This window comes from Lysobacter sp. (assembly GCF_035655815.1).
GTDB lineage: Bacteria > Pseudomonadota > Gammaproteobacteria > Xanthomonadales > Xanthomonadaceae > Lysobacter_J.
On the sequence record NZ_DASRTS010000061.1, the window covers coordinates 117087 to 137494 of the forward strand.

Sequence of the window (20408 nt, forward strand, 5' to 3'; positions counted from 1 at the left end):
ACACCATTCGAGGTACCCCATGGCAGAAATCACCGCTTCCCTGGTCAAGGAACTGCGCGAGCGCACCGGCGCCGGCATGATGGAGTGCAAGAAGGCTCTGACCGAAAACAACGGCGACATCGACGCCGCGGCCGAGTGGCTGCGCAAGTCGGGTCTGGCCAAGGCCGACAAGAAGGCCGACCGCGTGGCCGCCGAAGGCCGTATCGCGGTCGCCCAGAACGGCGGCAACGCCGTGCTGGTGGAGATCAACTCCGAGACCGACTTCGTCGCCAAGGACGAGAACTTCATCAAGTTCGCCAATACCGTCGCCGAGACTGCGCTGGCGTCCGGCGCCGCTGACGTCGAAGCCCTGAAGGCCGCCAAGCTGGCCTCCGGCGAGACTGTCGAGGAATCGCGCGCTGCCGCCATTGCCAAGCTCGGCGAGAACATCCAGATCCGTCGCCTCGCCCGCATCAGCAGCAACGACAACGTCGCTGCCTATGTGCATGGCGGCAAGATCGGCGTGCTGGTCGAGCTGAAGGGCGGCGACGCCGACCTGGCCCGCGGCATCGCGATGCACGTGGCCGCGATGAACCCGCCGTACGTCAAGGCGGCCGACGTTCCGGCTTCCTTCGTCGAGAAGGAAAAGGAAATCGAGCTGGCCAAGATGAGCGACAAGGACAAGGCCAAGCCGGCCGACATCCTCGAGAAGATCATCAGCGGCAAGATCAACAAGATCGTCAACGAAGTCACCCTGTACGGCCAGCCGTACGTGCTCAACACCGACCAGACCGTCGAGCAGGCCGCCAAGGCCGCTGGCGCCGAAGTGGTCGGCTTCACCCGCCTGGTGGTGGGCGAAGGCATCGAGAAGGTGGTCGAGGATTACGCCGCCGAGGTCATGAAGCAGGCGGGCCTGGCGTAAGCCACCCTCCCCTTCGCACCAAAGGAAAAGGCCGCGAGCGATCGCGGCCTTTTCGCTTTTTGGCGGCGCCGAGGATGGTGCGCCGCCTGGGGGAGGGTCTGGAGAAGCCGTCCGGGGCTTCTCCAGAATGGGTCGAGGCAGCAGGGTCTGCATCGATCCGGTCGGCAGGTCCCGTGGTTCCCGCCGCGAACGCACCGTCCTGGTACGTGTTCCTTGTGGGCCGATCCCTGGCCCCTTCCGGAAAGTGCGCCGTCCGTGGCGCGTGACCTTCCTTCCGGAAGTACATGGCTCATAACGCGGCCTTGCGGCCTCCCCCCTACCTCCAGAAAAACTTTTTTCCGACAGGCAGCCGCCGGCCGCCCCGGCCAGCCCTGGTCAGAGTGCGAAGTTCCGGTCGCGCTCGGTGCGCGCGTTTCAGAAGCGGTACGCGGCGCTGAGCAGGTAGTAGCGTCCGCGGGGATCGTCGTAGGCGATGTCGTAGCCGCCCTTGCCGACCGCGTAATTGACCGGCTCGTGGTCGGTCAGGTTGTTGACGTTCAGCGAGAGGCGCCAGTTGCGCAAGCCCGCGTAGGCCACGTACAGATCAGCGGTGGTGAACGACGGCGTCGTGCAGCGGCCGGCCTCGACGTTCCACACCGGACACGGCTGTCCGGGTGCGGCGACCTTCGCGGGCCCCAGCTCATGCAGGTTCAGTGCGGTCACCCACGGGCCCATGGCCCATTCCACCGAGCCCAGCACCGAGCGCTTCGGCGCGCCATGGCCCGCGAAGTCCAGCGCGGGGCTCTGCGCGTCCGCCTGGCGCTCCAGGCGGGACAGGTAGCTGGCCGCCAGGCGGAAGGTGAAACGCCCGGCGCTGCCGGCATCCAGCCGGTATTCGGACTGGAGCTCCCATCCCTCCACCTCGGTGCGGCCGACGTTGGTGAAGTAATCGTTGATGGCGACCAGCCGGCCCTGTTCGTCCCGCTCCCACGCGTCCGGGAAGGCCTCCGGGTCGGCGAAGGCATCGGTGGTGACGATCTCGTTGCGACGCCGGATGCGGAACCGGTCCAGGCTGACGTCGAAGTTCGACACCGGCGACCACACCACCCCCAGCGTGTAGCTGCGCGAGGTTTCAGGTTCCAGATCCGGATTCTCGACCGCGCCATGTTCGAGCAGGCAGTAGGTGATGCCGTTCTCGAGTGTGGCGGTGAACAGGCACGGCGTCATCGCCGGCGTCATTTCGACCGCATCGATCGCGCCGGACACGGTGGGACGGCGCAGTTCGAACAGCGACGGCGCGCGATAGCCCGTCGCGGCCGTGCCCCGCACGGTGAGCGACTGCGTGGGCATCCACTTCACGCCGAACATCGGTGAGTCGTCGCTGCCGTAGTCCTGGCGATGATCGATGCGCCACGCCGTGTCCACGTGCAGCCACGACGTCAACGGCATGGTCAGCTCGGCATAGAACGACGCACTGTTGCGGCGATCGTCGATGCGGCTCTTCTGTGCGCCCAGGGCAATGTCGCCATTGAGCATGCGTTCATCGGGATCGTTGCGCAACGCATCGGTCGACCACTCCATACCCAGCGCGACCTGGCTGTCGCCGCCCGGCAGCGTGAACCACGGACCGTTCACGTCCAGCGACAGCTGGTCCATGCTCGCTTCGCCTTCCGCCTCGACGCGCGGCGACAACGCGCGCAGCACGCTGGCCGGATTGTCAGGGGAATTGAAGCGGTAACTCTGGTCGGCCAACGCCTGCGACAGGGCGCTATTGCTCACCATGCCGTCGATCAGGTTGTCGACGCTGTTGCGATGGTGCGAGAGGTACGCGCGCCACTGCCACGCGCCGCGATACCCAGTCAGACCGACGCCTGCGTCCACACTGTCCGTGGTGCTGCGGCTGCGCACGGGCCCGATGTCGAAGAAGGCGTAGTCGAGCAGCGTGGGCACGCCGTTCACCACCAGATCGTCGGGATGTCCGAACGGCAACAGCACCGCGCCGTGGAATGGCGCGCCCTGCAACTGCTGCTTCACCTGGCCCAGGCGCAGCATGGCGTCGAGTTCCACCCCGGACGACACCGGCTGCAGCACGCGCGCATACAGCGCGCCACTTTCCATCTCCGGCTGCAGGCTCAGGTACTTCGGCGTATCCAGGTGACAGCCGCCGTCGACGTCGCGAACGTCGTCGGGACACACGTCGCGCACCAGCGACACGTCAAGCAGGCTGAAATACCCCAATGGCGTGCGCCAATCGCGGAGGCCGAAACGGCGCAGGTCCGCCGTTCGCCAGCTGCGATCCGCGCCCGACAGCGCGTCGCGATGCAGGTAGTCCGCCGCGAGGAACACGCTGCCGCCGCGCTCCGTCGTCATGCCGTAGCTCGCCGACAGCCGTTGCTGCTCTGCGTCGCCGCGCTCGGACAGGCCATAGCGCGCGATGACGTCCCCACCGTTCTGTTCGCGCTTGAGGATGATGTTGATCACACCCGCCATGGCGTCGGCGCCGTAGATCGCCGAGGCGCCGCCGCGCATGATCTCGATGCGATCGACCATGCTCAACGGGATGCCGTTGAGATCGGTCAGGCCACCCAGGTCCGCGGATGCCAGCCCGTAATTCGCCACGCGACGCCCGTCGACCAGGATCAGGGTGGCGCGCGGGCCCAGTCCGTACAGGCTGGTGGTAGCGGCCGCGGCGAAGGGCTGCTGCGACTGGAATCCGCCGTCGGTGGCCACGTCCACCGGATGATGGCTGATGACGCCCGGTTGGTGGCTGAGCAGTTCGAGCAGGGTCTCGTAGCCGCTGGCTTCGATCTGTGCGCGGTTGATGCGGGTCAGCGGCGCCGGCGTGACCACGTCGATCGACGCGCGCGGAATGTGCGTGCCGGTGACTTCCACGGAGGCCAGTTCGACAGGCTCTTCGCGCGGCTGCGTGGCTGCCGGCTGCGCCACGGTCGCGGCGGCTGCCGGCGCTGGCGCGCGCTCGATCAGATAAGTGTTGGCGTTGATCTGCACGGCGCGCAGGCCGGCGTCACGCAACACGAGTTCCAGCGCCTGCTCCGCCGACATGCGGGCCTGCAGGCCGGGCGAGCGGCGCTGTTCGACCAGTTCCGGGGCGTAGAGGATCTGCACGCGGCTCTGGGTCGCCAGCGCCTGCAGGGCGCGATCCAGAGAACCCGCCGGAATGGCGAAGCGAACCGAAGACGCGGGGGGTTCAGCCGCGCAGGCCGGGTGGGAAGACCAGGCCCAGCACAGTGCTCCGACGATGGCGAGGGTGTGGCGGAACGGCCTGGCCATTCGTGCGGCAATGTCGACCCGAGACGCTCACGATACGAGAGCGCGCAGTCGGCATGCAATGCACCCACGCCGCGCAAGGCGCGGCAGCTCGTCAGGATTAGCGTCCGCGCGGATGCAGCACGATTTCGTCTTCGCCGGTACGGATGGCGCGCACCGGCCAACCGCGTTCCAGCGCGGCGACCAGCGCTTCCTGGTCTCCGGCGTGGAACACGCCGCTGACGGTCAGGGCGCCCAGTTCCGGATCGGCCAACCGCACCTGCCTGGCGGAATAGCGGTTCATCTCGCTCAGCAGTTCGTCGAGCCGGCGCTGCCTGAAGACCAGGTCACCCTGCGGCCAGGCGCGCGCCGCGGCCACGTCCAGTGGCGCCCGCTCGCTGACCGTTCCGTCCGCGGCCACCGTGACCTGCTCACCGGGTGCGAGGGTCGTCGCCTGGCCCGTCGCCGGCGTGGACACGTCGACCCGCCCCTCGAGCAACCCGACGTTGACCAGCTCGCCGCGGCGGCTGACCTGGAACGTCGTGCCGATGTCGCGCACCAGGCTGTCTCCGGCACGCACGAGGAACGGCCGCGTCGGATCTTCGCCGACCACGAACTGCGCGCGGCCCTGGCGGAGTTCCACCAGCCGCTGCTCGCCGTCGAAGCGGGTGCTCAGCGTCGAACCGGTATCCAGGCGCACCACCGTGCCGTCCGGCAGAGTGACTTCGTGCTGCTCGCCCATCGCGGTCGCGAAATGCTCGACCGTCGCCGGTGCCTGCTGTACCTGCGGCCACCATTGAAGCGCGGCGACCGCGGCCACCAGCATCGCCGCGGCGGCCGGGATCCACACGCGCCACGGTCGGCGGGCGACGGCGGCCCCCTCGCGACGCGATGAGCGCGCGGCGGCCCGAAGCATCGGATCGCTGGCGACGGCGTGGGTCAGCGCCAGCATGCGTTCGACCTCCAGCCAGGCCTCGATGTGCTCGGGCGACTCGGCCAGCCAGTCCTCGAAGGCGGCACGTTCGGCCGGGCTGCAGTCCGGCGCCATCAGGCGAGCCATCCACGCCTCGGCCGCGCCATCTGCGGGCGGCGACATCCTTGTGTTCATGAGCGTTCCTCGCGGTCCAGGCCGCCTTCTTTCAGCTTCTGGCGCAGCAATGCCAGCGCCTTGCCTATGTGTTTCTCCACGGCCTTCACCGATATGTCGCAGTGCTGCGCGATCTGGCTGTAGCTCAGGCCTTCGATGCGGTTGAGCAGGTACACCTGCCGGCAACGGGTCGGCAGTTGCAGGATGGCCTGCCGGACCAGGCCGAGCTCCTGCTCGCGCTCGATGCGCAGGTCCTGCGACGGTTCCGAGGAAGGCAGCGCCGCGAAGTCCTCGTCCAGGCTGACGTGCAGGCCCGCCTGCCGGGTCGAATCGCGACGGCCGCGGTCGTGGATCACGTTGATGGCGATGCGGTACATCAGCGGCCGCAGCTGGTCGGCTGGCTGCGCGTGATAGCGCATCAGCCGCATGAAGGTTTCCTGGGCGATGTCCTGCGCATCGTCCTCGCCGACGCGGCGGCCCAGGAACGCCACCAGCGGCGCGCGATGCTCCCGCAGGAACCGGTTGAACCCGGAACCGTCCTGTCCGGAAAGGTCATCAGCCACGGGAGGCAGGGGTGTCATGCGCGCCAGGGGGTTCACGCGGTGCGACTCCGGCAGCTCGGCGTTCCGGCGACGGGTCGAAGGCTCCAATGCATGGCGGGGACCGGCGGCTCCTGCGCTCTTTGGGCTGCCGGCGCCTTCCGAGGGGCCGTCCGGAAGAAAGAGAGCAGATTCGGGGCCCGGTTCGCGCGGCAGTGGCAAGTTGTAGCACGCGCGCAGCGCGGATGCGTCGGCCGGCTCCCAGCCGCCCTGCTCCATAGCGATCGCGTGATACGTCCGCCCGTCCATGCCCTCATCAACGCACCGGGCGGACGCTCCCCCACCCGGCGCCTGAACGTCGGGTTCAGGGGTGCCAACGGGGTCACACCGCAGTGCCTCGTCCGGCGTGCCACGGTTCCGTGAGATGAGGCGCCGGCCAAAAAAAGGCCGCCCGGAGGCGGCCAGAGATACAGCACCTGGAGACGGACTTACCAGTTGTACTGGACCATGAAGCGAACCGCCCGCGGCGCCTGGTAGACGGTCGGGGTCAGGTAGGTGATGCCGCGCAGCGGGTTGCCCGTGCTGTCCTCGCCGAACTCGTCCACGGCCAGGTCTTCCTGGCGGTTGAAGACATTGAAGACGTCCATCTTCAGCACCAGGCGACCATCGGCGAACGACGGGCGATAGGCGACGTTGAGGTCGACGTTGTAGATGTTGGACGTGCGACCTGCCGAGCCGCGGTTGACGATGGTCGTGCCGTTGCTGCCCGTGTCCGGGTCCACCGGGCCGGCGTCGCACGAGAAGTAGCTCGCGCCATAGCCGGTTGGATCGTCGGCGTACACGCCGAAGCAGTTGATCGGGCGGCCGCTCTGGTAAAGGAAGTTCGCGCCCACCGACCACTGCTCGCTGAACTCGTAATTGCCGAACAGCTTCAACGTGTGGCGACGATCGTTCGGCGGGTAGCCGTCGGCACCGACCATCAGCTCGGGGTAGTCGAAGTCCTGCGTGACGCCGGTGTCGTCCTGGCCGATGTCGGACTTCACGCCACCTTCCGCGTTGCCCTTGTTCTTCGACCAGGTGTAGGAGCCCTGCAGGAAGAACTTGTCGGTGAGCTGCCCTTCGGCGAACACTTCGATGGCCTTGTACGTGCGTTTGGCCTTCGGACCGATCTTGTCGGCCGGGATGAAGACGCTCTCCAGCGTTCCATCGCCATCGATGTCGATCTCGACGTCCAGGTCGCTGCCGGGGTTGTAGATATGGCAATAAGTGAAGGCCGGGTTGTAGTCGTTGTAGTCGTACCCGTTATCTTCGGCCCACTCCATCAGCACATGGTAGTCGCACTGATCGTCGATGCCGCGCTTGAGGTCACGGTAGATGGCGCGGACGCCGCCGGCAAAGTTGTCCGTGATCTGCTTCTGGAAGCCCAGGATGTACTCGTCCTGGTACTGCGGATCGAGGTTCTTCGACGCTACCGTGCGCGGATCCTTGGCCGTTCCGAACTCGTTGTTGAGATAGACCAGGTCACTGGCAGCAGTAAGCCCCAACGGCACGCCAGTCACCGGATCGACACCGGTGAAGTCGAAGTACTGCTGGCTGTAGAGCGAGGGACTGGAACCGCGCACGGCCACATTGGCCGCAATCGGAAGCGCATAGCGACCGGCATTACCAAAGATCTTGAGCGAGGAATCGCCGTTGACGTCCCACGAGAAACCGAGCCGCGGGCCGAACTGGTCGTCCTGTTTGACGTACGTCTGGCCCAGGCCGTTCTTGTTCTCGAAGCTGTCCCAGCGCAGGCCGACGTAGGCTATGAAGTTGTCGGTGATGCTCCAGTTGTCCTCGACATAGAACGCTTCGGAATCGACTTCCACATCGGCGCCTGTCTGGAAGACGCGGCGGCGCACCTGGTCACGACCGTTGCGGACGACATAGCGCCACGCCACGCCGCCCTCGCTCGCCTCGCCATCGCGGGACTTGAAGGTATCCGTGTCGTAACCGAAGCGCAGCAGGTGATCGCCCAGTTGCCACTCGGCATCGATGCGGAACTGCTCGCGCTTGTCGCGTGCATCGGCCAGGCCGAGGTTGCGCGCCGAATCCGAGGAGCCGGTGAGGAACGCACACGAACTCGTATAGGCCGGAATGAGGCCGGCGACCGCATCCGGGCGCCCGTCCGTCACCACTGGGCAACCTGCTGCACCGATGATGCCCGTCGCGTTGTCCGGGCTCACGCGCCCGTCGTATGCCAGGCGCTCGCCGGCCGCGTTCACCGCGTAGTTGTTGCGCTTGTATTCGCCCATGCCGTACAGCGCGCTGAGCGTGAAGCTGTCGCTCAGATAGCCGGTGTACTTGAGCACATAGTTCTCGCCGCCGGTTTCGTCATGCACGGTGCCCAGGAAGTTCTGCCGCTCGCTAACGCCCTGCGGATTGGCGTACACGTCCCGCTCGCTCTCCTCCTTGTCGGAGAAGGCGGTGAACTCCAGCAGGTTGGCGTCGTTGATGTTCCAGTCCAGCTTGACCAGCCAGTTGGGATTCTTCGACGTAGTGCTGTCGTTGGCCACGCTGAGGTGGTTGCCGAAACTGCGCTCGCCGCTTTCGCGTCCGTACTGCACCAGCGCGTAACCGAACAGGGTGTCCTTCACCAGGGCGCCGCTGGCCCAGGCGGAGACGATGGTCTCGCTCGGGTCCTTGTCGCGCGAGTTGTCCTCGATCAACTAGCCGTCGGGCGAAACCCTGTCGCGTTCCGTCGCACGCAGGCTGCTCGCCGTATAGAAGATGTTTCCGCCCGCATGGAACTCGTTGGTGCCGCGCTTGGTGATCAGGTTGACCACGCCGCCCAGCGCGCGGCCGAATTCGGCACCGTAGCCACCGGTCTTGATCTGCTGCTCGCCGATGGCTTCGAACGGAATCGTCGCGAAGTTCAGGCCCTTGAACGAGTTGGTGATGTTGAAGCCGTTGACGAAGTAGGCGTTCTCGGCGACCGAGGCGCCACCGAACGAGGCCAGGTTGCCGAACGCCGCATCGCCCTTGACCGTGCCCGGCGCGAGCAGCGCCACGCTGGTGACATCACGGGGCACAGGGATCTTCGCGATCTGTTCTGCGGTCAGGATGGTGGTCGATTCCACCGACGACACGTCGATCGGATTCACCATCGCCGCAGCGGTGACCTGGACCGCGTCCAGCGTCGTCGCGGAGCCGCCCCCTGCGGCCGCGAAATTCACCGAGGTGCCGGTGCCCACGTTGACGGTGACGTTCTCCCTCACCGAACTGGTGCCATCGGCACGCTGCAACGTGACGCGGTAAGTGCCGGTCGGCAGCGCGGACGCACGGTACTGTCCGTCGCTGCCGACGCGGATCTCGCGTTTGAAACCGGTCGAAGGATTTTCGACCAATACGGTGTCGCCCGCCGCCGCCTGGCCGAAGACGGCACCGGCGGTGTTGGACTGGGCGTGGACGTTCGAGGCAAAACACAGGCCAAGCGCTACCGTCAGCGCACTGCGTCGCAGTGCGCGATTCATTGTTCTTGACACGTTGTAACCCCCAAAGTTGGTGGAATGCCCTTCCCCCCGAAGGGCAGCCCGAATATGACTTTCGTCATGGAGGGGGTTCAATGCAGGCGGCGTGAATTCGTCTCAATCGAGCAATACACGCCCATCGAAGAAAATTTTGAGGGCAAACAAAGCAAAGCTTTGAGGCGAATCCGGCAGAGTCGGCCCTTGCTCCTTTCGCCGGAGCTCGACTAGGCCCCGCCCACGAGCCTTCAGGATGGTGGCCGGGCCGCCCACGGGGCCGAGCGGCCCGATCCCGTACAATTCCGCCGTTTGCCCCGCCATCCACCACGAGGTCCACATGTCCCAGCTCGCCTATCGCCGTGTCCTGCTCAAACTGTCCGGCGAGGCGCTGATGGGGGATGAGGACTACGGCATCGATCCGAAGATGATCGGCCGCCTCGCCCGCGAGGTCATCGAGGCCCAGCAGGCCGGCGCCGAAGTGGCGCTGGTCATCGGCGGCGGCAACATCTTCCGCGGCGCCGGACTGGCCGCTGGCGGCATGGACCGGGTGACCGGCGACCAGATGGGCATGCTGGCCACCGTGATCAACGCGCTGGCGATGCAGGACGCGCTGGAGAAGCTCGGCGCCCGCTGCCGGGTGATGAGTGCCATCAAGATCAACGACGTGTGCGAGGACTACATCCGCCGTCGCGCCATCCGCCATCTGGAGAAAGGTCGCATCGCGATCTTTGCCGCCGGCACCGGCAACCCCTTCTTCACCACCGACTCGGGCGCGGCGCTGCGCGCGATCGAGATCGGCGCCGATCTGCTGCTCAAGGCGACCAAGGTCGACGGCGTGTACGACAAGGATCCAAAGAAGCACGCCGACGCGGTCCGCTTCGACAAGCTCAGCTACGACGAGGTCATCGCGCGAGACCTGCAGGTGATGGACACCGCGGCGTTCGCCCTGTGCCGCGACAGCGACCTGCCGCTGCGCATCTTCGACATGGGCCAGCCGGGCCAGCTGCTGCGGATCCTGCGCGGCGAGCCGATCGGCACGCTGGTCCAGGGCCGCAACGGCGGTTGATGCCACGCGGAGCGCGGCCCGGACGTAATAGTGTTCGCCGGAAGCCGCGTGAGACCATGCGGCGATGGGACACGGACACCATCACGGCCAGCTCAATACGACGCGAGCATTCGCCACGGTCACGCTGATCAACCTGGCGTACACCGCGCTGGAAGCGGGCTATGGCTTCGCCACCAATTCGCTGGCCCTTCTGTCCGACGCCCTGCACAACCTGGGCGACGTACTGGGCCTGGCGCTGGCCTGGGGCGCAGCGGCCTTGGCGCGTCGGCCGCCCACCGAGCGCCACACCTACGGCTGGCGCCGCGCCACCCTGCTCTCGCCGCTGGCCAACTCGCTGCTGCTGGTGGCCTTTTCCGGCGCTCTGGCGTGGGAAGCGGTGCGCCGCTTCAGTGCGCCGCCCGAGATTCCGGCGCTCCCCGTGATGCTGGTGGCCGCGCTGGGCATCGTGGTGAACCTGGGCGCGGCCTGGCTGGTGCGCGAAGGCCATGAGCACGACCTCAACCGGCGCGGCGCGTTCCTCCACCTGGTCGCGGATGCGGCCGTGTCCCTGGCCGCGGTTCTGGCCGGCGTGGGCATGTGGTGGCTGGGATGGGAGTGGCTGGACCCGGCCATCGCGTTGCTGATCGGCGTGGTCGTGGCGGTCGGCGCATTCGGCCTGCTTCGCGATGCGTTCAACGCGGCGATGGATGCGGTGCCGCGCAACATCGACCGCGCACAGGTGCAGGCCTTCCTGTCCGAACAGCCCGGCGTGCGCGCCGTGCACCACCTGCACATCTGGTCGCTGGGCGCGGGCGAGATCGCGATGACCGCGCACCTGGTGCGTCCGGACCACAGCGACCATGACGCCTTCATCGACCGGCTCAACCACGAACTCGACCACCGGTTCGGCATCAACCACCCGACCCTGCAGATCGAGCAGGGCCGCGCCTGCGAGCACGATCGCCACGACCGTGCGCCCCACGGCGGGCACCACCTGCACCGCCACGAGCATCCGCACTGAGCGGTTCGCCCGGGGCGGCCCCTGCCGGATACCACCGCCCGGCGCCGCGCGCCCGGAGCGGGGAAACACGGCCTGCCTATATAATCCCGCGATTACCGCAACAGGACCGGAGCCGGCGATGCTCAACGAGATCAAGAAAGACGCCCAGACCCGCATGGCCAAGAGCGTCGAAGCGTTTCGCCACGACCTGATCAAGATCCGCACCGGCCGCGCGTCGACCGCGCTGGTCGACCACCTCAAGGTGAACTACTACGGCTCGGACATGCCGCTGTCGCAGGTGGCCACCGTCGCCGTGTCCGACGCCCGCTCGTTGACCATCACGCCGTGGGAGAAGCAGATGGTCGGCGCGGTCGAGAAGGCGATCCTTGCCTCGGACCTGGGCCTGACGCCCAACACGGCCGGCACGGTGATCCGCCTCAACCTGCCGGCGCTGACCGAGGAGCGGCGCCGCGAGCTGTCTAAGCTGGTGCACTCCGAAAGCGAGAACGCCAAGGTCGCCATCCGCAACATCCGTCGCGATGCCAACCACCAGGTCAAGGAACTGCTCAAGGAAAAGCAGATCACCGAGGACGATGCCAGCCGCACGGAAACCGAGATCCAGAAGATCACGGACGCGGCCATCAAGGATGTCGACGAGGTGGTGAAGGCGAAAGAGCAGGAACTCATGGCGGTTTGACGGGTCCGACCGTCCCGTCATGCCGTCCGAACCTGCCATCGCCAGCCCGCGCCTGCCGCGCCACCTTGCCGTCATCATGGACGGCAATGGCCGCTGGGCCGAGCGCCGCCGCCGGCCGCGCGTCATCGGCCATCGCGCCGGCGCGCGGGCCGTCAACGTGTGCATCGACTTCTGCCTGGAGCGCGGCATCGAGGCGCTGACCCTGTTCGCGTTTTCCAGCGAGAACTGGGGCCGCCCGGAAGACGAAGTCGGCGCGTTGATGAAGCTGTTCCTTGGCGCGCTGGAGCGCGAGGTGGACGAGCTGGACCGCCGCGGCGTGCGCGTGCGCTTCATCGGCGAGCGCGAACGTTTCAGCGAGGCGATCCGCGCGCAGATGCAGTCCGCCGAGGACCGCACCCGCGCAAACAACGCCCTGCACCTGACCATCGCCGCCAGCTATGGCGGTCGCTGGGACATCGCCCAGGCGGCGCGTTCGCTCGCGCAGGACGTGGCGGCCGGGCATCTGGATCCCGAAGAGATCGACGAGCGCGCCATCGCCTCGCGGATCTGCCTGGCCGAACTGCCACCGCCGGACCTGTTCATCCGCACCGGCGGCGAGACCCGCATCAGCAACTTCCTGCTCTGGCAACTGGCCTACACCGAGCTGTGGTTCACCGACCTGTTGTGGCCCGAATTGGATGCCGCCACACTGCAGCGCGCCCTGGACGACTATGCCGGCCGCCAGCGCCGCTTCGGCCTGACCGGCGCCCAGGTGGCGCCGGCCCCGACCAACGAGATTCCTGAATGACCCAAACCCGCCTGCTTGCCGCGCTGGTCATGGCGCCGCTCGCGATCGTCGCGATCCTGCTGCTGCCTACGCCGTGGATGGTCGCGCTGGCCGCAGTGGTGTTCCTGGCCGGACTGTGGGAGTGGTTCGACCTGGCCGAGATCGAGGACACGCTGGCCCGCACGGTGCTGCTGGTGGCCAACCTCGCGGTGATGGTGGCGCTGGTCTGGGCCTCCCGCTCGAGCACGGGCTACAGCATGGTGCTGTTCCAGCTGGCATCGGTGATCGGCGTGGTCTGGTGGCTGCTCGCCTTGCTGTGGCTGGGCCGCTTCGACTTCGCCAGCGACCACAACACGCACGCGCGCATCTTCAAGCTCGCCGCAGGCGCGCTCAGCATGATTCCGGCGTGGTGCGCGCTGGCCTGGATCCACGCCAGCCAACCCGCGGGGCACCGCTGGCTGCTGACCGCACTCGCCATCGTCTGGGCTGCCGACACCGGCGCCTATTTCGCCGGCCGCAAGCTGGGCGGCCGCCTGTTCGGCCCGCGCAAGCTCGCGCCGCGCATCAGTCCCAACAAGACCTTGGAAGGCCTGGGTGGCGGCATGATTGCCGGCGTGATCGTCGGCGTGGTGTTCGCGCTGATCTCGGGCGCAACGCCGGCACAGCTGCCCGCCGTCGCGCTGGTTGCGCTGGTCACCGTGCTGTTCTCGGTCATCGGCGACCTGTTCGAGAGCCTGCTCAAGCGCCACGTGGGCGTGAAGGATTCGGGCAACCTGATCCCCGGCCACGGCGGCATCCTCGACCGAGTGGACGGCGTGCTCGCGGCACTGCCGGTGTTCGCGGTCGGCAAGGCGATGTTCGGGTTCTGACAATGCGTCGCGTCGCCGTACTGGGTGCCACGGGTTCGATCGGCGCATCGGCGCTGGACGTCGTCGCGCGTCATCCCGACCGCCTGCGCGCGAGCGTGCTCGCCGCGGGCAGCAATGTCGCTGCGCTGCTCGAACTGTGCCGCCGGCACACGCCGGATCATGCGGTGATCGCCGACATCAACGGGTTTGCCGCGCTGCGTGACGGATTGCGGGACGCCGGCTTGTCCACGCAGGCGCATTGCGGAGACGACGCGCTCGAAGCCTTGGTCTCCAGCGACGCCTGCGACACCGTCGTCGCCGCCATCGTCGGTGCGGCGGGACTGCCGTCCACGCTCGCGGCCGCGAATGCCGGCAAGCGCATCCTGCTGGCCAACAAGGAATCGCTGGTGCTTGCGGGCGAGCTGCTGATGCAGGCCGCGCACGCCAATGGCGCGACCATCGTGCCGGTCGACAGCGAGCACAATGCCATTTTCCAGTGTCTGCCCGATGCGCACGCCGTGGCAGGGCTCAAGCGCATCCTGCTGACGGCGTCGGGCGGCCCGTTTCGCGGTCGCCGGCGCGACGACCTGGCGGACGTCACGCCCGAGCAGGCCGTTGCCCATCCGAAGTGGTCGATGGGCCCGAAGATCTCGGTCGATTCAGCCACGCTGATGAACAAGGGCCTCGAGGTCATCGAGGCGCACCATCTGTTTGGCGTCGGCGCGGACCGCATCCAGGTACTGGTGCATCCGCAGAGCCTGGTGCATTCGCTGGTCGAATTCGTCGACGGTTCCACCCTCGCCCAGCTCGGCCTGCCGGACATGCGCACCGCGCTGGCCGTCGGCTTCGGCTGGCCGGAACGCATCGTTTCGGGAGTCGGCGGGCTCGACATGCTGGCGCACGGCCGACTGGATTTCGAGGCGCCGGATCTGGATGCCTTCCCCTGCCTGCGCTTGGCCTTCGAGGCCCTGGTCGCGGGCGGGACGGCACCGGCGGTGCTAAATGCCGCCAACGAAGTGGCGGTTTCAGCGTTTCTTCAGCGCCGCATCGGTTTCCTAGCGATACCCGCGCTGGTCGAGGACACCCTCGCCGCGTTCCCCACCACCCCGGCGACGTCGCTGGCGGCCCTGCGCGATGCCGATGTCCGGGCACGACGCCATGCCGACCAGTTCGTCGCTGCCCGCGCATGACCCGCCACCCGAGCCAATATCGTCATGAGTGAGATCCTCGGCTCCATCTGGTGGTTGATCGTCGCGCTGGGCGTGCTGGTCACCTTCCACGAGTTCGGCCATTACTGGGTCGCGCGCCGCTGCGGCGTCAAGGTGCTGCGCTTCTCTGTCGGCTTCGGCAAGCCACTGTGGATGCGCCGTGGCAAGGACGGCACAGAGTATGTCGTCGCAGCGATTCCGCTGGGCGGATACGTCAAGATGCTGGACGAGCGCGAAGGCGACGTTCCCGAGCATCTCGCAGCGCAGGCGTTCAATCGGCAGTCGGTGTGGAAGCGCATCGCGATCGTGATCGCCGGCCCGTTGGCCAACCTCTTCCTGTGCGTCGCGCTGTTCTGGGCGATGTTCGTGATCGGACGGCCGGACTTCGCTCCCGTCGTCGGCCATGTGCAGGGCGTCGCCGCGCAAGCCGGCCTGCATCCCGGCGACACGCTGTTGTCGGTCGGCGATCGCGAGACGCCGACCTGGAGCGAAGTGCAGTTGGCGCTGGTACCTGCCGCACTCGACCACGCCGACACGCCGCTGCGGGTGCGTACGGCCGCGGGCGACGAACTGACGCGCCGCCTGCCGCTGTCGCAGTTGCCGGAGGAGTTCGACGAACGACGCGCGGTCGAGATCATCGGCCTGACGCCACGACACCTGCTCGCTCCGGCGCAGGTAGGTTTCGTCGCCCCGGACTCGGCGGCGTGGGGCGTGCTGGCCGAAGGCGACCGCATCACCGCGATCGACGGCCTGCCGGTGACCGCGTGGGACGACATCCCGCCGCTCGTGCAGAAGCTCGGTGAGCGCGGCGGCAGCGGCATGGTGGAAGTGGAGCGCAAGGGCGATCGCCTGGCGCTGGAGATCACGCCGCGCCAGACGAAGGACACGCAGACCGGCGGCGACTACTGGGCGCTGGGCGTGCGCCCGGCCCGCGCGCAGGCGCCTGCGAAGGACGCCGTGCTGCGCCACGGCCCCATCGAGGCGGTACCCGCCGCCGTGCGCGAAAGCGTGCACCAGGCCAGCGAACTGTTCGCGATGATCGGGCGCGCCTTCAGCGGCCGCGTCTCGGTCAACAACACCGTCGCCGGCCCCATCACCATCGCGCGCGCGGCCAACGCTTATGCGCAGCATGGCGCCGCCTGGTTCCTGCAGATGCTGGCGCTGCTGTCGCTGAGCCTGGGCATCCTGAACCTGCTGCCGATCCCAATCTTGGACGGCGGTCACTTGCTGTATTACCTTATCGAGCTGGTCAAAGGCAGCCCGGTCAGCGAGCGCGCGATGGCGGCCGGGCAATACGTGGGCCTGGCACTGATCGCCGCCTTGATGGGGCTGGCGTTCTACAACGACATCATGAACAACCTGGTGCGCTGATGCCGGACCCCTGCTTGCGCAGACTCGCCTCCGCCTCGACCCGATGCCCGGCTCCGGGCCACAACGACCCTCAACCGGACGCAATGATGACGCGAACCCCTTCTCGCCGCCTGCTTGCCCTCGCCCTCGTCGCGGCAATGGGCACGACCACCCTGCCCGCGCTGGCGCAGTCGGTCGATCCGTTCGCGCTGGCGGGCGCACCCGAGACGGCGCCGGTGGGTTCGTTCACCGTGGGCGACATCCGCATCGACGGCCTGCAGCGCATTTCCGCCGGTACGGTGTTCACCTACCTCCCGATCGAACGCGGCGACACCATCGACGCCTCGCGCGTGGGCGAGGCGATCCGCGCGCTGTACAAGACCGGCTTCTTCGAAGACGTGAACATCGGCCGCCAGGGCAACATCCTGGTGGTGACCGTCGCCGAGCGTCCGGCGATCAACAAGCTCACCCTGACCGGCAACAAGGACATCAAGTCCGAGGACCTGCTCAAGGGCCTGAAGGAAGCCGGCCTGTCCGAAGGCGATACCTTCGACCGCCTCGCCCTGGACCGCGTGACCCAGGAACTGACCCGCCAGTACAACAACCGCGGCAAGTACAACGTCGAAATCAACCCGACGGTGTCGCGCCTGGACCGCAACCGCGTCGACGTCACCATCGCGATCAAGGAAGGCAAGGCGGCCAAGATCCGCCACGTCAACCTGATCGGCAACGAGAAGTTCCCCGAGGAAGACATCCTCGACACCTGGGAATCGCGCGAGCACAACTGGCTGAGCTGGTACCGTCGCGACGACCAGTACTCGCGCGAGAAGCTCTCGGGCGACCTGGAAAAGCTCAACTCCTGGTACCTGGATCGCGGTTACGTCGACTTCAGCGTCGATTCGACCCAGGTGGCGATCAGCCCCGACCGCCAGGACATGTTCATCACCGCAGGCGTGACCGAAGGCGACCAGTACAAGGTCTCCAGCGTGCAGGTCACCGGCGACACGGTGCTGCCGAAGGAGCAGATCGAGCGCCTGGTGCTGGTCAAGCCGGACCAGATCTTCTCGCGCCGCCTGCTGGAAATCAGCTCCGACGCCATCACCGCCACGCTCAGCAACGTCGGCTACGCGTTCGCGCAGGTCAATCCGATTCCGGACGTCAACCGCGAGGACAAGACGGTCGGCATCAACATGCAGGTCGTGCCGGGTCCGCGCGTCAACGTGCGCCGCATCACCTACAAGGGCAACAGCCGCACCAGCGACGAGGTGATCCGTCGCGAGATGCGCCAGTTCGAAGGTTCGTGGTATTCGCAGGCCGCGATCGACCGCTCGAAGATCCGCCTGCAACAGCTGGGCTACTTCGAGAGCGTCGACGTCGAGACCGTGCCGGTGCCCGGCACCAGCGACCAGGTCGACGTGGTCTACAACCTCAAGGAAACCACGTCCGGCAGCTTCGTGTTCGGCCTGGGCTTCTCGCAGTTGTCCGGCCTGACCGCGCAGATCCAGCTGTCGCAGAGCAACTTCCTGGGCAGCGGCAACCAGGTGTCGGTGCAGGCGCAGCGCAACGACTACATGCAGCGCTACGACTTCTCGTTCCGCAACCCGTACTTCACCGACAACGGACTGTCGCTGGGCTACAACCTGTGGTGGCGCGAACTCGACTACTCCGACTTCAACACCGCGCAGTACTCGACCAACAGCGGCGCGGCGCAGGCGGTGTTCGGTCTGCCCATCACCGAGTCCGACACGGTCACCGCGATGCTGGGCATCGACACCAACGAGATCCTGGTGTTCCCGGGCTCCACGCCGCAGAGCATCGTCGACTACATCCTGGCGCTGGACCAGCAGACCTTCCACGCCTGGCGCGCGGAAGTGGGCTGGGGTCGCAATTCGCTCGACAGCTTCCTGACGCCGACGCGCGGCATGCAGCAGCGCGTCTGGCTGGAAGCCACGCTGCCCGGCTCCACCGTCGAGTACTACAAGCTCAACTACAACATTTCCAAGTTCTGGCCGCTGTCGCGCCACCTGGTGCTCAACACGCGCGCCGAACTCGGTTACGGCGACAGCTACGGCGATTCGGTCACGCGCAACCTGTGCCGTACGCCGGGCAACTACGCCTGCCAGCCGGGTGATGCCGACTACCTGCGCACCATCACCGCCGACGGCCTGCCGTTCTTCGAGAACTTCTACGCCGGTGGCGTGCGCTCGGTGCGCGGCTTCACCGACAACACGCTGGGTCCGCGCGACGTGCCGTTCGCGGGCAGCACCTACTCGCAGCCGATCGGCGGCGCGTTCAAGACGGTGGGTTCGCTGGAAATGTATTTCCCGACCCTGCTCGACACGCCGGCCGCGCGTGTTTCGGCGTTCGTCGACGTGGGCAACGTCTACAAGGACTACGACTCGTTCGACGCCGGCGAACTGCGCGCCTCCACTGGTATCGCGCTGATGTGGCGCTCGCCGATGGGCCCGATCTCGATCAGCTACGCCTTCCCGATCAAGAAGGAAGACGCGATCCGCGACGCCAACGGCAATCTGATCCAGGAAGGCGACGAGCTCGAGCGTCTGCAGTTCACCTTCGGCGGCACGTTCTGATCCTGCGGCCGAGCGAATGACCGGCCCGCTCCACACCGCCGCCGAACTGGCCGAACGCTTCGCCCTGCGCCTGCAGGGCGATGGCGCCACGCGGGTGGAAGGCGTCGGTACGCTGGCGCGCGCGGGCAGTGGACAGCTCGCCTTCCTGGCCAATCCCAAATACCGTGCACAGCTGGCCGAGAGCCAGGCCTCGGTCGTGGTGATGCGCGAGGACGACGCGGCCGGCTACACCGGCACGGCGTTGATCGCCCGCGATCCCTACGCCGCATTCGCGAAGATCTCCGCGCTGTTCGAACCCAAGCCTGCCCGCGAGCCGGGCGTGCATGCGTCGGCCGTGATCGATCCAAGCGCCACGGTGGACCCGACCGCCTACGTCGGCCCCTTCGTCAGCATCGGCGCGCGCAGCCGTGTCGATGCCGGCGCGATCGTCGGTGCGGGCTGCATCATCGGCGACGACTGCGTGGTCGGCGCCGGTGCGGAGCTGATTTCCCGGGTGACGCTGGTCACCCGCGTGCGCCTCGGCCAGCGCGTGGTGATCCATCCGGGCGCAGTGCTCGGTGCCGCCGGCTTCGGCCTGGCGATGGAGGCCGGGCGCTGGCTCAACGTGCCGCAGCTGGGTGGCGTGGTGATCGGCGACGACTGCGAGATCGGTGCCAACACCTGCATCGACCGCGGCGCGATCGAGGACACGGTGCTGGAAGAGGACGTGCGCCTCGACAACCTGATCCAGATCGGCCACAACGTCGTCATCGGGGCACACACTGCCATCGCAGGCTGCGCAGCCGTCGCCGGAAGCGCGCGCATCGGCCGCTACTGCCTGATCGGCGGTGCCGCAGGCGTGGTCGGGCACCTGGAAATCTGCGACAAGGTGGTGGTCACGGCGATGAGCCTGGTGACCAGCTCGATTCGCGAGCCCGGCGAGTATTCTTCGGGCACGCCGCTGATGGACAACCGCAGCTGGCGCAAGAACGCCGCCCGCTTCAAGCAGCTGGACGCCCTTGCCCGCCGGATCGGCCGCGGCGAGTAGCCGTACTGCCCCGTCGGGGGCGCCGGAATCCCAGTCGCGGTACGATTCGGCAGATACAACGCGGGCATCGCCCGACACCGGAATGCCGCGCAGGAAGGGCGGCCGTCAAGCGCGTGGACGCGCAAGCCAGGACTTTCCATGAGCCACAACGTGCAACTGCCCCTCGACGTCACCACGATCCAGACCCTGCTGCCGCATCGCTATCCGTTCCTGCTGGTCGATCGCGTGGTCGAGTTCGAGCCGCACAAGCGCGTGCTGGCGTACAAGAACGTCACCTGCAACGAGCCCTATTTCCAGGGCCATTTCCCGGGCCATCCGGTGATGCCGGGCGTGCTGGTGGTCGAAGCCCTAGCGCAGGCCGGTGGCGTGCTGACCCAGCTGTCGAATCAGAGCACGGCCGATGGGCGCCTGTTCTACCTGGTGAAGATCGACAACGCGAAGTTCTCCAAGATGGTCGTGCCGGGCGATCGCCTGGACCTGGAAGTCACGCTCAAGCGCGTGATCCGCAACGTCGCGATCTACAGCGGCGTGGCCAGCGTCAACGGCGAGCAGGTCGCCTGCGCCGAGGTCGTCTGCGCCGAAGCGAAGGGCTGAGCC

Annotated in this window: 16 protein-coding genes; 11 read left to right on the forward strand and 5 right to left on the reverse strand. The window is 67.2% G+C overall.

Going from position 1 to position 20408, the window contains the following annotated elements; genetic code table 11:
* Window positions 1-19 precede the first annotated feature (19 nt).
* Window positions 20-901 (forward strand): translation elongation factor Ts, encoded by an 882-nt coding sequence (gene tsf / locus VFE83_RS16410; protein ID WP_324908115.1) that lies wholly within the window; start codon window positions 20-22, stop codon window positions 899-901.
* A gap of 414 nt (window positions 902-1315) precedes the next feature.
* Here tsf and VFE83_RS16415 read toward each other — a convergent pair whose 3' ends face one another.
* The 5 genes from VFE83_RS16415 to VFE83_RS16435 all read right to left on the reverse strand — a co-directional run bounded on the left by VFE83_RS16415 (window position 1316) and on the right by VFE83_RS16435 (window position 9285).
* The gene (locus VFE83_RS16415) at window positions 1316-4171 is read right to left on the reverse strand and encodes a TonB-dependent receptor (protein WP_324908117.1); all 2856 of its coding nucleotides are present in this window, start codon (window positions 4169-4171) and stop codon (window positions 1316-1318) included.
* Window positions 4172-4268: 97 nt separating this feature from the next.
* Window positions 4269-5255, reverse strand: coding sequence for a FecR family protein (locus tag VFE83_RS16420; protein WP_324908119.1), 987 nt, complete (start codon window positions 5253-5255; stop codon window positions 4269-4271).
* The gene (locus VFE83_RS16425) at window positions 5252-5797 is read right to left on the reverse strand and encodes an RNA polymerase sigma factor (protein ID WP_324908121.1); all 546 of its coding nucleotides are present in this window, start codon (window positions 5795-5797) and stop codon (window positions 5252-5254) included. Before VFE83_RS16425 ends, VFE83_RS16420 begins: the two co-directional genes overlap by 4 nt.
* Before the next feature lie 464 nt (window positions 5798-6261).
* On the reverse strand, window positions 6262-8481 hold the full coding sequence (locus VFE83_RS16430; protein ID WP_324908123.1) for a TonB-dependent receptor plug domain-containing protein: 2220 nt from the start codon (window positions 8479-8481) through the stop codon (window positions 6262-6264).
* A complete protein-coding gene (locus VFE83_RS16435) occupies window positions 8482-9285 on the reverse strand; it encodes a TonB-dependent receptor (RefSeq protein WP_324908125.1) in 804 nt (267 codons plus the stop codon). It abuts the gene before it with no gap.
* Between the two features lie 331 nt (window positions 9286-9616).
* On the opposite strand from VFE83_RS16435, the gene pyrH reads away from it, so the two are divergent.
* From pyrH to fabZ, 10 genes are all read left to right on the forward strand, one after another.
* Window positions 9617-10345, forward strand: coding sequence for a UMP kinase (pyrH, locus tag VFE83_RS16440; protein ID WP_324908127.1), 729 nt, complete (start codon window positions 9617-9619; stop codon window positions 10343-10345).
* Window positions 10346-10409: 64 nt separating this feature from the next.
* On the forward strand, window positions 10410-11345 hold the full coding sequence (locus VFE83_RS16445) for a cation diffusion facilitator family transporter (RefSeq protein WP_324908129.1): 936 nt from the start codon (window positions 10410-10412) through the stop codon (window positions 11343-11345).
* 118 nt (window positions 11346-11463) lie between these two features.
* Window positions 11464-12021: a ribosome recycling factor gene (frr, locus tag VFE83_RS16450; RefSeq protein ID WP_324908131.1), complete on the forward strand. Its 558-nt coding sequence runs from the start codon at window positions 11464-11466 to the stop codon at window positions 12019-12021.
* 19 nt (window positions 12022-12040) lie between these two features.
* Window positions 12041-12808: a polyprenyl diphosphate synthase gene (uppS, locus tag VFE83_RS16455; protein ID WP_324908133.1), complete on the forward strand. Its 768-nt coding sequence runs from the start codon at window positions 12041-12043 to the stop codon at window positions 12806-12808.
* Window positions 12805-13656 (forward strand): phosphatidate cytidylyltransferase, encoded by an 852-nt coding sequence (locus VFE83_RS16460; RefSeq protein WP_324908135.1) that lies wholly within the window; start codon window positions 12805-12807, stop codon window positions 13654-13656. Before uppS ends, VFE83_RS16460 begins: the two co-directional genes overlap by 4 nt.
* A 2-nt stretch (window positions 13657-13658) precedes the next feature.
* Window positions 13659-14825 (forward strand): 1-deoxy-D-xylulose-5-phosphate reductoisomerase, encoded by a 1167-nt coding sequence (locus tag VFE83_RS16465; protein ID WP_324908137.1) that lies wholly within the window; start codon window positions 13659-13661, stop codon window positions 14823-14825.
* A gap of 24 nt (window positions 14826-14849) precedes the next feature.
* Window positions 14850-16214: an RIP metalloprotease RseP gene (gene rseP / locus VFE83_RS16470; protein WP_324908139.1), complete on the forward strand. Its 1365-nt coding sequence runs from the start codon at window positions 14850-14852 to the stop codon at window positions 16212-16214.
* An 86-nt stretch (window positions 16215-16300) separates the two neighbouring features.
* Window positions 16301-18784, forward strand: a complete 2484-nt coding sequence (gene bamA / locus VFE83_RS16475) for an outer membrane protein assembly factor BamA (protein ID WP_324908141.1) — start codon at window positions 16301-16303, stop codon at window positions 18782-18784.
* A 16-nt stretch (window positions 18785-18800) separates the two neighbouring features.
* Window positions 18801-19811 (forward strand): UDP-3-O-(3-hydroxymyristoyl)glucosamine N-acyltransferase, encoded by a 1011-nt coding sequence (lpxD, locus tag VFE83_RS16480; RefSeq protein WP_324908143.1) that lies wholly within the window; start codon window positions 18801-18803, stop codon window positions 19809-19811.
* Between the two features lie 138 nt (window positions 19812-19949).
* Window positions 19950-20405 (forward strand): 3-hydroxyacyl-ACP dehydratase FabZ, encoded by a 456-nt coding sequence (gene fabZ, locus VFE83_RS16485; RefSeq protein WP_324908145.1) that lies wholly within the window; start codon window positions 19950-19952, stop codon window positions 20403-20405.
* Window positions 20406-20408: the final 3 nt, after the last annotated feature.